Origin of the sequence: Lientehia hominis (assembly GCF_021044755.1) — a bacterium.
Taxonomy (GTDB): domain Bacteria; phylum Bacillota; class Clostridia; order Lachnospirales; family Lachnospiraceae; genus Lientehia; species Lientehia hominis.
Map to the genome: position 1 here is coordinate 93,574 of NZ_JAJNOR010000006.1, position 15,393 is coordinate 108,966.

Annotated in this window: 13 protein-coding genes, 1 pseudogene and 1 CRISPR repeat array; of the genes and pseudogenes, 2 read left to right on the top strand and 12 right to left on the bottom strand. The window is 45.3% G+C overall.

Going from position 1 to position 15,393, the window contains the following annotated elements; translation table 11 throughout:
- Positions 1–34: 34 nt before the first annotated feature.
- The 3 genes from LQE92_RS10860 to bilS form a co-directional block, all read right to left on the bottom strand.
- Entirely contained in the window at positions 35–391 is a 357-nt protein-coding gene (locus LQE92_RS10860; protein WP_231062984.1) for an MGMT family protein, read from the bottom strand.
- Positions 392–401: 10 nt separating this feature from the next.
- Entirely contained in the window at positions 402–1,415 is a 1,014-nt protein-coding gene (locus LQE92_RS10865) for an alpha/beta hydrolase (RefSeq protein WP_231062985.1), read from the bottom strand.
- Between the two features lie 177 nt (positions 1,416–1,592).
- Positions 1,593–2,096 (bottom strand): flavodoxin family protein BilS, encoded by a 504-nt coding sequence (gene bilS / locus LQE92_RS10870; protein WP_231062986.1) that lies wholly within the window; start codon positions 2,094–2,096, stop codon positions 1,593–1,595.
- A gap of 194 nt (positions 2,097–2,290) precedes the next feature.
- On the opposite strand from bilS, the gene LQE92_RS10875 reads away from it, so the two are divergent.
- Positions 2,291–3,289: a linear amide C-N hydrolase gene (locus LQE92_RS10875; RefSeq protein WP_231062987.1), complete on the top strand. Its 999-nt coding sequence runs from the start codon at positions 2,291–2,293 to the stop codon at positions 3,287–3,289.
- A 52-nt stretch (positions 3,290–3,341) separates the two neighbouring features.
- On the opposite strand, the gene LQE92_RS10880 is transcribed toward LQE92_RS10875, so the two are convergent.
- Entirely contained in the window at positions 3,342–3,710 is a 369-nt protein-coding gene (locus tag LQE92_RS10880) for a desulfoferrodoxin family protein (protein WP_331001285.1), read from the bottom strand.
- Between the two features lie 225 nt (positions 3,711–3,935).
- Here LQE92_RS10880 and LQE92_RS14645 point away from each other — a divergent pair.
- A pseudogene (locus LQE92_RS14645) lies at positions 3,936–4,306 on the top strand (BlaI/MecI/CopY family transcriptional regulator).
- A 615-nt stretch (positions 4,307–4,921) separates the two neighbouring features.
- A CRISPR array of direct repeats spans positions 4,922–5,352; the repeat unit is 32 nt; unit sequence ATTTCAATCCACGTTCCCGCAAGGGGAACGAC.
- A gap of 171 nt (positions 5,353–5,523) precedes the next feature.
- Here the strand turns inward: LQE92_RS14645 and cas2 are convergent.
- From cas2 to LQE92_RS10925, 8 genes are all read right to left on the bottom strand, one after another.
- Complete coding sequence (gene cas2, locus LQE92_RS10890; RefSeq protein WP_231062989.1) at positions 5,524–5,814, bottom strand: CRISPR-associated endonuclease Cas2; 291 nt, start codon at positions 5,812–5,814, stop codon at positions 5,524–5,526.
- 9 nt (positions 5,815–5,823) lie between these two features.
- Positions 5,824–6,855, bottom strand: coding sequence for a type I-C CRISPR-associated endonuclease Cas1c (gene cas1c, locus LQE92_RS10895; RefSeq protein WP_231062990.1), 1,032 nt, complete (start codon positions 6,853–6,855; stop codon positions 5,824–5,826).
- The gene (gene cas4 / locus LQE92_RS10900) at positions 6,852–7,514 is read right to left on the bottom strand and encodes a CRISPR-associated protein Cas4 (RefSeq protein ID WP_231062991.1); all 663 of its coding nucleotides are present in this window, start codon (positions 7,512–7,514) and stop codon (positions 6,852–6,854) included. The genes cas1c and cas4 overlap by 4 nt, the downstream gene beginning before the upstream one ends.
- Positions 7,514–8,404 (bottom strand): type I-C CRISPR-associated protein Cas7/Csd2, encoded by an 891-nt coding sequence (gene cas7c / locus LQE92_RS10905; RefSeq protein ID WP_231062992.1) that lies wholly within the window; start codon positions 8,402–8,404, stop codon positions 7,514–7,516. The genes cas4 and cas7c overlap by 1 nt, the downstream gene beginning before the upstream one ends.
- Positions 8,405–10,153 (bottom strand): type I-C CRISPR-associated protein Cas8c/Csd1, encoded by a 1,749-nt coding sequence (cas8c, locus tag LQE92_RS10910; RefSeq protein ID WP_231062993.1) that lies wholly within the window; start codon positions 10,151–10,153, stop codon positions 8,405–8,407.
- Complete coding sequence (gene cas5c / locus LQE92_RS10915; RefSeq protein ID WP_231062994.1) at positions 10,150–10,809, bottom strand: type I-C CRISPR-associated protein Cas5c; 660 nt, start codon at positions 10,807–10,809, stop codon at positions 10,150–10,152. The genes cas8c and cas5c overlap by 4 nt, the downstream gene beginning before the upstream one ends.
- A 232-nt stretch (positions 10,810–11,041) precedes the next feature.
- Positions 11,042–13,198: a CRISPR-associated helicase Cas3' gene (cas3, locus tag LQE92_RS10920; protein ID WP_231062995.1), complete on the bottom strand. Its 2,157-nt coding sequence runs from the start codon at positions 13,196–13,198 to the stop codon at positions 11,042–11,044.
- Positions 13,199–13,553: 355 nt separating this feature from the next.
- Positions 13,554–15,392, bottom strand: a complete 1,839-nt coding sequence (locus LQE92_RS10925; RefSeq protein WP_231062996.1) for an ABC transporter ATP-binding protein — start codon at positions 15,390–15,392, stop codon at positions 13,554–13,556.
- Between the last annotated feature and the right edge of the window lies 1 nt (position 15,393).

Genomic DNA, 15,393 nt, shown 5'->3' on the forward strand with positions numbered 1-15,393 from the left:
CAGAAACAAAAAGCTTTTTTTATCCTCCCAGCTTTCAGATTCTCTGCCTGTCAAAAAAGTACTGAAGTTCCAGCGCATCTTCGAAAGAATTTTTCCATCCGTATCTTTTCAAATCTACAGTCCTTTCTGCGTCCACCCGGACTCCTTCCTTCTCCAGCAAAAGCTTCTGCAGATCCGGTGTATCAAAGGAAGCGGCCCCACTTAAATATCCCTTGGAATTCACTACCCGATGGGCTGGGATATCCGGTCCGCTAAGACGCCGTCCCAGCGCAAATCCCACTTGTCTGGCATTCTTTGGAAACCCGCAGAGCAAAGCTATCTGTCCGTACGTAGCCACTGTCCCCCAGGGAATCCGCCTGCAGACTTCCGCGGCTCTTTTATAAAAGTCCATATATCCCCCTCTACCGAACTCCATGTCTTTCCAGAAAAGAAAAGACCGTCTCATAATATTCATCGGGCGATTTGTCAGGCGCCTGAGCATGTCCCGCTCCCTCTGCCAATAGCAGCTCTTTCTCACCTGCCGCAGCATTGTACAGTATTTGGGCCATCTCCACCGGAACAAACGCATCCTCCATTCCATGGATGATCAGAACGGGGAGAGTACACCGTTTCACGGCATCAAGGGCAGAAGCCTTCTTCAGATCGTATCCGCCCCTGAGCTTCAGCATGAGGCTCGCTCCGTCCAGCAGCGGAAATGCCGGAAGATGAAACCATTCTTTCATCTGTTTTTTGAAGATACTGTATACGTCTGTATAAGCGCTGTCCGACACGATCGCTTTTACATTGACAGGCAGTTTTTCGCCGCCCATCATCAAAGCACAGGACGCACCCATGGACTGTCCATGGAGTACAATCTCCGCGTCCGGGTCCTTTTCCAGGATGACATCCAGCCATAGCTGATTATCCAGCCTGTCTGTCCAGCCCATACCTATAAAATCTCCTTCACTGTCGCCGCTGCACCGCATATCCGGCACCAAAACCTGATATCCCTGATGTACATACCGGTAAGCGATTGGAAACAGTTCTTCCTTCCATCCGGTATATCCGTGAAGGAGCAGTACCCACCGGTGATCTGCTTTTTCTTGATAAAAAGCCTGGGCCACCAGACGGTACCCGTCCTCTGTCGTGACTGACAGAAGCTCCGTATCCGCCGACTGAAGCCATTCATTGGTCTTTGATATGGCCTCCGCCCGGTTCTCCTGGATATCGTCTGTATGTACCAGCGCTTCCATTCCCTCTTCCGTCAGGTCCTCAAAAGCCTGGGCCTGCTCCATTTTTTCTGGTATCAGAGCGAGATCGATCATGACATTACAGGCGATGACATATACAGCGGTCAGCAAAGCCGCCAGAATGATCAGAGTCCTTTTCAGCCATTTCTTCTTATGCATTCTCTCAACTACTTTCCGTTTTGTCATCCACATCACAAACGAATGATCAGCAGACCAAAAATTCTCATTCGGTTTAACTCCCGTATATCGTTCTATTTTATTTCTATCAGCTATTATAGCGCAGAAATCATCATCTGCCACCCGCTAATTATTAATTTACTGTCATTTACAGCCGGAAGATATAAACCAAAACTGCCGTTTCGTTTATCCCTTCGCCAGGCACCTCAAAACCGTTTCTTTAAGATGCACTAAATCTGCTCCATCCGGATGCGGCAGGGCCAAATCAAAGTTTTCAATCAGCTTCCTCATTTTCTCCGGTCCCTCAGTAAGCCTGGATTCATACCGTTTTCGAATCGCCGGGGCCATTTTCCCCTGGCACATATAAGAACCGATCACGAAATTGGACCCATCCAGCTGCTCTTCCACCCGGGATAAGATCTGCCGGAAATACTCTTCGCTGCCTCCAAACCCGGCCGTTCCAAACAAAAATACCTGCTTCCCGCGCAGGCTTCTCAAAAATCTGGAAATTGTCTCATCACATGATCCTTTGTCTGTCCAAAAACCTGCAAAGATCAAATCTGCTTCTCCTGCTTTCACATCCGGTGCACCGCTGTAGATACATTCCTCTTCAGGCAGCGTATCTTTGATCTTTTCCGCCAGCAGTCGGGTATTTCCGGTTTTGCTGCTAAAAACAATGGAATACTTCATATGGCACAGCCTCCTTATTCTTTTTTCTCTCGTCTGTAGCAAACGCCTTCCGCTCATCATATTCTACATTATATTGCTTTCTTCCGGTTAATTCCATAGCTCCCCGCTTTCTTTTGCTGCTAAGGGAATTATCATTCCGGATTTTTCAGCCAGCCGTCGTTTTGTCCACTTTCATCCACAGGGAGGGCTTTCAAATGTGCACCGCAATGACTATACAAACCATCCATGGAGACACCTTTTTTGGACGTACCATGGATTTTTCTTATCTTCTCGACCCTGAATTGTACATCGTGCCCAAAGGCTACCGATGGAATACGATGCTGAACACCCACCAATTCCGGAATCCTTATAGTTTCATCGGAATCGGGCAGGATATTTCCCCCATTACATTCGCGGACGGGGTCAATGATATGGGCTTTGCCGCCGCCGCGCTCTATTTTCCAGGCTATGCCCAATATGACGCCCCGGATTCTGACGATTCTTCTAAGATTCCTGTTGCTGCCGTCGAACTGCTCAGTCTTCTTTTGGGCAGCTGCGCGTCGGTGGAACACGCAGTCTCACTTCTTGATACCATCCGCATCATCGGCGTGGCAGATTCCATCACTCACTCTGTCGCTCCCCTGCACTGGCTTATAGCAGATCAAAACGGCAGATGCGTGGTAATAGAAAAGGTGGCAGCCGGACTTCGCCTGTATGACGATTCCATCGGAGTACTTTCCAACAGCCCTGATTTCCCCTGGCACATGGCTAATCTTCGAAATTATATGAATATAACAGCCTCTCAACAGGATGAAGCCCATTGGAATTCCGTGTCTCTCACCCCTTTCGGCCAGGGAGCCGGCACCTTCGGCCTTCCGGGCGACTATACTCCCCCGTCCAGGTTTGTTCGTACCGCATATCATAAAAGCCACGCTTTTACTCCCACCGGGGACAAAGAGGCGGTTCTATCCTGTTTTCACATTATGGAAAGTGTCAGCATCCCAAAGGGGAGTGTTATGACGGACCGAGGCGCTCCTGACTATACCCAGTACACCGCCTTTATGAACCTCACATCCAAAAAATATTTCTTCAGGACCTACGCCAACAGCCAGATCACCACGGCCAGCCTGGATAAAAACAGCCGGGGGGGTCCCGAAATCCTGTCCCTGGGTAAATTAAACCGTCCGGCGGAATTTAATTGCCTGCACCCCTGATGAATCTAAGCATAAAGTAAAGAACTGCCGGGACATCCGCCCCGGCAGCTTTTCAGGAAATCTCTGTTTTCCAGAGTCCATGGATATTACAGTATTCATACACTGCTTTTGGTGTCTCGCCCTTCGGCACCTGAAATACTGCCTTTGGCGCGTCATTTGGCTTAAGCTTCTTCAGGATTCCTCCACAGCATGTTTCCAGATAGATAAACATGATATAATGCTCCTCAAGCATAGGATGCTCCACACTTCCCACCGTCACTGTCAGGGTGTCGCCGTCCCTTTCCACAACCGGCAGGTGCTTCTCATTGGAAGCCTCCACAACGTTAGGCTCTAATTTGCCAAAGCTCTTCTCGCAGGCGTCTTCTCCTGCAATCACTTCCAATGCGATGCTATGACAGTTGCCGCATTTATAAAATTCCATTTCCATTACCTCCTTATGGCCTTTTGTATTAAATCTCCCCCGATATAGTTAAATTATACATAATTCAGACTTTAATCATTTTCACATATCAGAGAACAAGGGCGGCAGACAGTTATCCATGACAGTACTTCTTTTTCAATCAGTTGTTTTTTGGAAATTGGCATATCCACCGATACCATGATACTATTTTTATTACATTTGTAAGATTAATGGGAGGGACAAATCATGGCTGCGTTGCCACAGATTTCGGAAGCCGAATATAAAGTTATGAAGGTCGTGTGAAAACTCGCCCTCATGGAGTCCCAAAACAATACAGACCTTGATCAAACGTCTCGTGACCAAGGGCTCTCTCTTATGAAAAGCAGAACCGGGTATTTGTCTATACTCCTCTGGTAGAAGAGAGCGTATACATCGGCCAGGAAAGTAATTCTTATCTGAAACGCTTCTATGATGGAAACATCACCTCCATGTTGTCTGCCTACATTGAAAACGACAGATTGTCTGAAAAAGAAATTGATATCTTACGTTCCCTTCTTTCTAAACGGCCTGAAAAAGAAGAAAATGATATGGCCGGCCGAATACAGTACCATTTATGATTCCTGATGCTCATATTATTGGTATCCCTTTTCTTCCGATTCGTTTGACCGGAATCCTGTCGATGCTCTCATGGCTTGGAAAATTGTAAGTATATCTGTTTCCAATACCGGCACTGCCCTCGACGACGCAGTACTGAGTCCAACCGCGCGGCCGACTGGATAAATAATTTTACCTTTTCTGTCTGCAGGAAGACTCCGTCCATATCAGGCTCCATACTGTCCGCCATATGGATAGCCGGTATCCTGACCATGAACGTTTTAGTGATCCGGTCATTCCTTCGCTTTCATACCGTAAAATAATCGGCGTCTCCTTTGCAGAACCTTGAATTACAAAAGCTTTATAATCGATGCTTACAGGAGATGAACATTAATAGGACATTCCCATATACAGTACCGTATGTTTGAAATCTTCCGTTATGGCAGGACTTTTGAAACCATGTATTTATCTGCTGCTTCATCTGATCTCAGATCATAAGAGTTCCGATGTTAGATATATTCTGCTCCATATCTTGCAAGCCACGGCGGGGAACGACGAATATAGAGCCATTAATACTGTAATTTCTTTTATTTCAGTCCACGTTCCCGCCCTGGTCTGCGTGGTCAAGTACATGCACCATTTCAATCCACGTTCCCGCAAGGGGAACGACAGTTAATTTTTTTGTTTTGGCATCAATTGTGTAATATTTCAATCCACGTTCCCGCAAGGGGAACGACGGCTGGAAAAGGAGGAGAATTATGGCCTATGCAATTTCAATCCACGTTCCCGCAAGGGGAACGACAGTTAATTTTTTTGTTTTGGCATCAATTGTGTAATATTTCAATCCACGTTCCCGCAAGGGGAACGACTCAACATCGATATCAGCGTCCATCTGAGATGTTAAATTTCAATCCACGTTCCCGCAAGGGGAACGACATCGTTCACCGACTGTCAAGGTCACATTTTGCACCATTTCAATCCACGTTCCCGCAAGGGGAACGACAGATGTTGTATTTGAATCACTCACATATAAAGAGATTTCAATCCACGTTCCCGCAAGGGGAACGACTGCAAATATATCCAATAATACAACACAAAACAGAGAGAGTTTTGTATCATTTGGATATTTATTTCATACCATACAACAATCAAGACCACAATCTACTATCAGGAAACCTTTTTTTGTGCAATTTTTTTGGTGCGAATCTCCCGGACTTTTCATGTATGCTTTACACTCGCACTACAGAATCAAGGTCTCATCTGCTGCAATTCCCTTATCAACCCCGACATGCTCGACTTTTGTTCTATACTTATTTCCCAGATAGTAGAACCGAAGGCTGTCTACCTTTTCATCTATAATTTCTGTCAATATTGACTTCAGTAACACACACTGTGCACTATCCATAATGCACTCAAATACCGAGTTCTGGACTCGCCGCCCGTAATTAACACATTGCTTGGCAACCTTTCTTAGTCTCGTTTTTCCTCCGGCTGTCTCCGTATTCACATCATATGTAATCAATACCAGCAAACTTTCACCTCACTTCCACAAGAATGGCGGATATGCATCCAAATCGCCTCGCAGATATCTTGCCAGCAGCATAGCCTGAACATAGGGAACCATCCCCCACTCTATTTTCTCCTGCAAATACGGATGTGTCAGCATTTCTTTTTTTCGGTTCTGCCACTCTGTAAGGAATCGTTTTCGTGCATCATCCCTCATCATAACGGCTCCATTTTCCTTTTTCATGAAATCCTTCGGCCGAACTATTTTCTTGTTGATCATAGAAAGGACAAATCGATCCGCCAGGACAGGGCGTAACTCTTCTATTAAATCCAAGGCCAGAGAAACGCGCCCGGGACGTTCCGTGTGAAACACTCCAACGTAAGGATCCAATCCTACCGTTTCCAGTGCAGATGCGATATTATTTGTCAGCAGTGTATAAACAAAAGACAACATTGCATTCACATTATCGGTCGGCGGCCTTTTATTTCTGCCCGAAAAAGCAAAATCTTTTTTCTGCTGCAGAATCAATTCATCAAATACGCTGAAATAAACGCTGGCGGCCTCGCCTTCACAGCCCCGCAAGCTGTCTTTGGAGTCACAATTGCGGATTCGAAATACAGCATCTTTCAGTAAAAGAGCGGCGTGTTTAATTCTTACTGTATCAATCTGCATACTATGATCCCGGATTGAACGCTCCAGCACCCACCTTGCATTATACACTTTTCCAATAATGCAATTTCTTGCGATTTCCAGACTGCTGTCTTCATCCATACTCGTCCGGTACTGTCTATCTCTCAATACTACGTTTCCTTTTATATTTCCCGTCACCCGTGCCAGAAATCTGCCGCCAGGACTCACAAAGCAGAGAGAAATATTCCGGTCTGCACATGCTCCCATCAAAGCCGGACTAGTTCCACGATAACCAAATGAGACGATTCCCTCCAGATTATGGAGAGGAAGGCGCCCTATTTCTCTTTCCTTATCCAGCACAACTATATTTTCGCCGTCCAAAGCAAGATAACTGTCCTCCGATGTTACATATAAAGTATTCAGCAGTTTCTTCATACTTCTTCCTCCAGTGCCAGTTTTATATATTCTCCCACTGGCATGGTTTTCCCCAGCTTCGGCAGACAAATATCCTTCAGAGAACAGCCATTACAGCTCTTACTCCACTTGACCTTAGGAGTGTAACGCCGTTCATAGTACTGATGCATTTCCTTAAACATATCCCGGACTTTCATTCTCAAGTCATCTGTCATTTCTATCGTTTCACGGCGGCGTGTTTCGCCGTAGAAAATAGCTGCCTCCGGAATAACCGTAGAAAACATTTCTTCCAGGCAGATAGTTTGGGCGGCAATCTGCAGAATATCCTCCTCTGAAATTTTGGGTTTCCCCTTTTTATATTCAATAGGAAAAATGCTGTATAACCCCCGATGTCCATGAAGATGTACTCCCTCTTCACTTCGATGGAACTCCACTACATCGCATTCCCCGCTTGCGCCCAGCGTCCTGGAGGAGACCGGCAGCGCCCTTGTAATCAGTACATCCTTCCGGTTTTCCGTCAGATATGGATCATGTGCTTTTTTATGCATCAATTCCCCTGTGACCGTATGCACATTCTCTGCCCATTGCTGCTCAATATGAATCAAAGCCCACTGCCTGCGGCAAAATCGGAAATGCTGGATGCCGGAAATCATCAAATAATCATCTTCCCTGTACTCCACTATATCTTTCTGATTACCTCCACCGTTTCAGGAACCTGCTCTTCATGAATGATAACCTCGTAATCCTGATACTTTCTCGGATAAATAATTTCTTTGTTTCTCTTTACCTCCACAGACTCAAACAGTTTATAGGCCGGACAATCGCCCAGTTCTTTACTGTGTTTAAATACAATCAATTCCCGAACTGACATTTTCCCCCTTGCCGCCGAGTGATCATGCTCAAACATATTGATGATCGCTTCCCACAAAAGCTCCAGATCCTCCTCCGAAAAACCTGTCACTTTCCTTGCAAGATTTGCAGAAATATATCCCTCCACTCGGTAAAGACCATAAGGTACGATATTTTTCCTCCCCATCTCCGTGCTCTTATTCCCCGCATCTTTTTCGGTGGTAATTGCTACTCTCGTAATTGTCACTTCTTGGCTTACGATTGGATCAATACTTCTGGCAAATCCGAGCTGCACAGGCCCTCTTACCTGGCCACAATTTAAAGAAGCCTTTACAAATGTGGTCATAACTGCACCAAATGTCCGAATATCAAAAAAGTTTTTACACATAAAATCTCTGATTTTCCGATCTGCTTCCGGATCATTTTTCTTTAAATCTTTTGCTTTTGCTTCCTCGATATGCAAATACTCAAACGCCTTACTGTCACTTCGGTTTAATGGAACATTCTCTTTAATATAGATCTGATACCCCTCTTCCTCTTCTTTAATCATTTCAACATAATTACGGATTTTCCGCTTTAAGCATACATCCGTTACCAGCCCATATCCGCTTTCCGGGTCGATTCTCGGCATGTTTCCCGCGTCCGGGTCTCCGTTGGGGTTTCCATTCTCCACATCAAATAATACGACAAATTCATACCTGTTTTTAATCACTTCACCCATTTACTTATCCTCCTTTTTCTCGAAACGTTTCTGAACCTGGTGGTAATAACCCAATATAAACATTCCCTGTTCTTCTAAAGACAGGCGGCGCGGAAACGCCGCGGGCCGGTCATCTTCTACTTCAATCATTCCCTGAAGGCCGGTCAGTATTTTTTCATAAAAAATCCGTTTCCCAGTCTCTAATTTTCGGATATGACTGTTTTTCAGCTTCAACAAAATAGGAAATATCGACGCAGGCGCCGCGCAGGCCGAATTAAAATACCGATCTTTGATCGTCGCATTAATTCCGGGATTTGCATCCTCCTGAATGGCTTCCAGCACGGCAAATTCCCTTCCCAATACATAAGCCGCCTCCTTACACTGTTCATTTAATCCCACAAATTTTCCCTCCTCTGTCCATTGTTTTCCGTGATTTCGTATCAAACAGGCTTTTATAATTGCCGCCCGTCCCCGGGTAATTCTCCCCTGATCTGCACGAATCCGTATCATCACATTACTGTATAAGCTTTCTGGATACTTTTTCCCGGATAAAACCGCTTCGAACACAGATGCCGCCATATTGGGCTGAGGTTTCTTTTCCTTTGATTTCTGGTTTACAGTCTCAAAAAGAATCCTCCAGATACCCAGAAATTCTATTTTATCCCAGGATGGTCTTACAATTTTCATCTGCTCATAATGCTTTTGGATACTTGATAAAATATTTCCAAAATGATTTTGATAAAAGAACCTTACCGACAGCCGCGCCGCGTTGGGCGCCAGACCCAGTATGTAAAATTTTTGTTCTGGATTAATCCGAATCCCCTCTACGTCAATCCCCCGACCAGCCTGCAGGTTGGAAAAAACGCCCTTCAATATTTCCTGATTATCTTCTGTCGGCTCCATTGCTCCCATAAAGAAATCCTGATAGACCTCCTCGCCATCTTCCGCCCAGAAAAGAATAGTCGTATCTCCCAGCATAAATATATATTTTTTCTGGGAAAGCAGGTAATTCAGCGCCGTTGTATAAGCAAACATCGCGTACTTTCCAACCGGTGCATTAAAGCTCTGTTCCTTTCCGTAAGACTCAAAAGAAGGGGCGTTGAAAGACACCAATATCGCCCCGCTGGACTGCGCGCCCTGGACGCCTCGTATCGCGTTATGAATCCTGGATATTTCTGATTTTTTTCCAGTCACTAAGCAAATCTCCCGCTCCCCGTTTCCATCCGCCTGAAGAAATTCCTCCCAGGCGTTTCGTACACACGCATCTTCGTGTGCATACTGTGTTCCCACATAAAAAACAAGATTTCCTCCGGCTGTAATATCTTCCCATTTTTCAATCAGTTCTGGATTTTCCTTTGCTTTTATGGGCTCCCAGTGCTGAAAGAAATTTTTCACCGCCATGGCAGCTTCGCTTTGCACCTGTGCCAAAACAGTCTCATGCTTTTCTTTAGCTGCCTGAAAACAATCTAAAACGCGTTTTCCGCTTCCGTCCTTGTCAATCCCCAGCAGATATTTGGAATTATCACACAGGAAGTTTGCCGATACTCCCGAAGAACGAGCCGCCATTTCCGGCACTTCCATCAGTTGAGGTAAATAGGCCGTCTTTTTCCCGCGCTCCACTTCCTGCTTGAGCGAGATAATTCCCAGCAGATTCCCCTCTGCATCAATGTCCAGTGCATAGGACACTTTTGTCTGACACCAGCCCTGCCTTGACACCTTTCCCTGTTTCGCCAAAGTCTCATAGTGCTTTACCAACGCCTGCAGTATCATCGAATCACCTCGCAGTCTTCCAAATCCACGACGCCCCGGCGCATAACAGCCCGGAAAAACATTGGCTGTATATTCTCCGGATCCGAATAATCCAGGTCATAAAGCATAAATCCCAGATCCTTTTCTTCCACAACCTCGTAAGCGCCATGGACTTCTTCCTCATAAAGACAAAAATTCACAGGAAATTCCCGGCATCCAAAATAGGGAGTGTGATAGCATTCCCCGCGCCTTAAACGCCTCATGATAATATCCTTAAACTTCCCCGGATTATCGCTGTCGTTTGCTTTGTCCGTCAACTCAAAATGAGCATCTATAACATACTCCACATCCTTTAATAATAGAGACGCCCTCTGTACAATTTCCTCTTTGCTGCTGATGAAAAGTTCTTTTTTCGCACCGTTATAGACTGAAAGCGCATTATTAGCCGAAAGCTTACTTTTGACCTCATTCCTCCGAATGGAAGTAAACCGGATGGGTTTTATGACGTGAATACGGTCGATCTTCCAGGACATGCCCGGATGCCAATAGATTGCTTCCAAAATACCCCTGGCGGCAGACGGCGTCATGATATCGTAGCTGCAACGTTCTACTTTCATTTCTGGACGGGAAAAGAGTGCATAATCCCCCCAGACTTTTACTCTTACCCCTAGGCTCATCTCTTTCCTCTCTTTCATTTTTATTTTTTATCATCATTATTAGTTATATAGTATCATAAATCCATTATTTACAATATAATTTTTTGTTATTTTTCATACATTTTTATACTATTTGCAATTCTATTCTATCTTATTTATTTTATCGTATATCTTGTGTCAAAGATAAGTTTGAATTGAATTATTGTCGAAAATCCACAGAGAGAGCCAGTTTATTCTGGCTCTCTCTGACATTTTATAACCATACATCCATACCGAGTCCCACATTAACCCGCAGGCCGGTCTCTTTCGAGTAATCGCCGCAGTCTTTTAAAACAAAAAACTCTTCTTTCAGCTCTTCTGACACTCCAACAAGCATCCCCGCCCCGATCATTTTTTGAAACAGATTATCATAGACATTAATGCAGTATTGTCCCGCTTCTCGAATCAATCTTTTTGAAACCCCTTTATATCTCAATTCCTCCGCTATTTCTTTCGCACGTTCTTCAACGGGAATCAGAATTGTTTTTGTATTCTGTTCAATTAATTTGAATTCTTTTCCGACCGCAGCAAAGGCAAACCGGCCTTTTTGAAATTCTTCCATAATGTTCTTTTTATCCAGGGCAGAACCTTTGAAATGATACAGTCTCGTGAAATACTCCTGCACCGCCTCAAGGGAGGCGATATCCTCATATCTTCGTATTACTTGTTTTGCCGTATCAATCTGCTGTTCCTGCCCCGGAATCTTCCGGGTCTCCTCCAGCTGAAAATAGCAGGCAAAACTAGTCTGGGCATCCCTCTTTCCCTCCCTGTTGCACCGGCCTGCCGCCTGTATCATGGAATCTATTCCAAACAATTCCCTGTATACGGCCTGAAAGTCCAGGTCAACACCGGCTTCTACTAAACTGGTTGCGATTACGATACATTTTTGGCCTGCCGCCAATCTCTGCCCTATGGCAGCCAGCTGCTCCTGGCGGTGACGGGGATACATGAAAGTTGATAGGTGATAGACACCTTCCCCCTTTATTTTTTCATACAGCTTTTGTACACTATTTTTGGTATTCAAAATACATAACGCTTGTTCTTCCATCCTCAGCCAGTTTATGAGCTCTTCCTCTGTTATTTTCCCCAAATTCTTAAAAATAGCTCTCTTAAAAAACCGGAACTGCTCTTCCATCCGCGGGCACAATTCCAATTGATGCATATCTTCCGGGAAAAATGGTTTCAGAGACGGCTGGGTTGCGGTACACAGTACTATACTGCATTCATAATGACGAATCAGTTCTTCCATCGAGGCGATACATGGACGCAAATAATCATTCGGCAGCATCTGAGCCTCGTCAAATATGATAGTGCTGTTTGCAATATTATGTAATTTCCTGCATTTTGAAGACTTATTGGAAAACAAAGACTCAAAAAACTGGACATTGGTCGTAACCACAACAGGTAAATCCCAGTTTTCTGCTGCCAGTTGTTTTGGCATAAGCTCATCCGAGCTTTCATAATCAATTCCACTGTGATGCTCCAGCACATTTTTTTCACCCAAAATATTGCTGAACACTTTTGCATTCTGTTCGATGATGCTGGTATACGGAATCACATAGATAATGCGCTTCATCCTGTGCTCCGCCGCATGGTTTAGTGCAAATGCCAAAGACGCTACCGTCTTTCCGCCCCCTGTCGGAACAGTCAAGCGAAACAACCCTCTTTTTTCCTTTCCCTTTGCGATGCAGGAATTGAGAATCTCCGTTCTACGGCCATTAATCGTATCCCTCTCTTCATTCTCAAGCCATTTCTCTATATGGCGGTTCAATTTTTCCAATAATAACGGAATACTTTCTCCAGCCATCCTGCATGTCCGGCCATCCTTCATAAAGTCCTCAGTGTCAAGATAATCAGCGTCCACAAGACAAGAATACAGCATGCGAATCAAAAAGCTCATGGTAAAGGTCGGGTCTTTTTTCCCTGATACTGTAAAAGCCGGAGGCAAAAGAGAAGGAACAGAAATTTCTTCCCGATATACCTCATAATCTTCTATTTTCTTCTTCATCCTGCCTGCGAAAGTCCCTCTATCTCCCGTATCCGCACTTGATCCCGTATCCGGAAGTCCCGCATGATGACCGGCAATGCAGTATGCAGGCGCAAGATAAAAGCCGCCTTTTTCCTTTCCTAACCGCAGACACAACTGCGCACCCGCCGTGGCATGGTCCACCTTCTCACCGCTTCCCTGGATACGCTCCTGAAATTTAGCCGAATATTTTCCAATGTCATGAAGCATTCCACAGAAATATCCCCAGTCCCCATAACCAAACTCTATTGCAAATTCTTTTGCCAAAAGCGCCGTCCCCTCTAAATGACTTTTTATGGTCTGGTCCCGCTTTTTATCCTCGCTGATATGTGCAAGATATTTCATAGACGTCCCTTTCTGCTGCTATCAATTGGATATTTCTGTTGATCTTTTACTGCATCATTGTAACCTGATAATAATAATACCACCATTTACAAGCACTAAAAACACCTTAAAATAAACTAATTTGCCAAAGCTCCCCTTCTTTTACTCAGGTCCTTCCCGGCTCTCCTTCATATAATATAAAATACTTTTTGGAATCTTTTTTAATCAGCTCCAATTTAGCACCGGCAGTAGTGCCGGGCCGTCACGATTTCGGTTCGCTGGCGATGCAGAGGCCGCTTTATCTCCGTTCCGGCGGTACCGCTCACAGGAGACTGGAATTCATTCTGCCTTATCTAGTTATAGAAATAAGTTTGTTTTAAAGATATTCAAAGGCATATACTTTCAAAGCCTCTTCCTCCTTAAACTGCCTGGAATACAATTCATAATAGTATCCCTTTTGAGCCAGCAATTCCAGGTGAGCGCCCCGTTCGATGATCTTTCCATCTTTAACAACCAGAATCAAATCCGCCTTGCGGATAGTGGAGAGGCGGTGAGCAATAACAAAGGAAGTGTGTCCCTTCAGCAGATGGTCCGTTGCATCCTGAATCAGCCTTTCCGTCTGTGTATCGATGGAGGAGGTCGCCTCGTCCAGGACAAAAATAGCCGGATCTGCCAAAACCGCCCGAGCAAATGAAATCAGCTGTTTCTCTCCTGTGGACAGCAGGCCTCCGCTCTCGCCCACATCACTGTCATATCCCTTTTCCATCTTTTCTACAACTTTATCCGCAGACACGCTTTTCGCCGCCTCCTCGATTTCCGCATCCGTTGCATCCAGCCGTCCATATCGGATATTCTCCCGCACGGTTCCCGAAAAAAGATGGGGATTTTGCAGCACATAGCCAATCTGACTGTGCAGCCATAGCTGTGACCGCTCCCGGTAATCCACACCGTCAATCAGAATCCTCCCCCCGGTAGGTTCAAAAAATCTGCACGCCAGATTCACAAGGGTAGATTTCCCCGCCCCTGTTTCACCAACGATCGCAACACTCGTACCGGCAGAAACATGGAGGTTAAAATGATCCAATACATATTCCTTTCCGTCCGGATACCTAAAAGTGACATCTTCAAATACAATATCTCCCCGAATCTTTTCCCAATGATCCCGATTCGGAAAAAAAGCATCTCCATACTTTTCAAGCACATCAGGACGATCTGCCACATCCGGCTTTTGTTCCAGCAAATCCATCACCCGCTCAATGTTTGCCTGACAGGAAATCAAATCCGCCAGCAGCCTGGCAAGCTGCTGAACCGGCTCAAAAATAACGACCGCATAAGAGATAAATACCGACAAAGTGCCAAGCTTTATAAGATTCTCCCGCACCATATAGCCGCCCCTCGCCAATACTAAAGCAGAAGCAACCGAGCTGAAAAACAAAATAGCCGGAATATAAACGGCGTTCAGCTTCGCCGAATGGATGGCTGCCTGACGCATGTCTCCGGTCCGCTCAAAAAAACGGCCTTCATTGTCCTTCTCAATGACCATGCTCTTGGACGTCTTCACTCCGGTAATCCCCTCATTGTAAGCACTCGTAATCTGGGAATTGATCCGCCTTACCTTCCGGTTCCATTTGAGAATTCGGTTCTGGAAATATACCGTCAGCAGGGCGATGCACGGTACGACCGTTGTAATAATGAGCGCCAACCGTACATTTAGGATAAACATAATCGCAAACACGCTGACAACATAAATCAGGGCCCAGAACATATCCACCAGTCCCCACGCGACCATTCCTGCGATCTTCAGAGTATCGCTCATCACCCGGGCATGGATATAGCCCACCGGCGTCGTATTGTAGTAGGAAAGTGAAAGCGTCTGCAGATGCCGGAACTGGGCTCTCTTCAAATCCTTTCCCACATTCATCTCAATGATCGTCGCTGAGCGGACTGATACATAGACACAGACCGTCTGTCCCGCGATTACCCCAATATATACAAGCGCAAAAATGCCAAGTCCCTCGAAACGACCCGGTATGATAAACGTATCAATGGCATAGCTTTGGAACAGCGGAACCAAAATATCCGCCCCTGCCAGCAGAATATTAAGCCCCAGGGTAATCGCAAAAAATTTCTTATATGGTCTAAAAAACGGCGCCAGCTTCCTCCAAATTCGGAAGCTAAAAGGATTGTTATATTCTTGTTCTTCGTATGCTGCCACC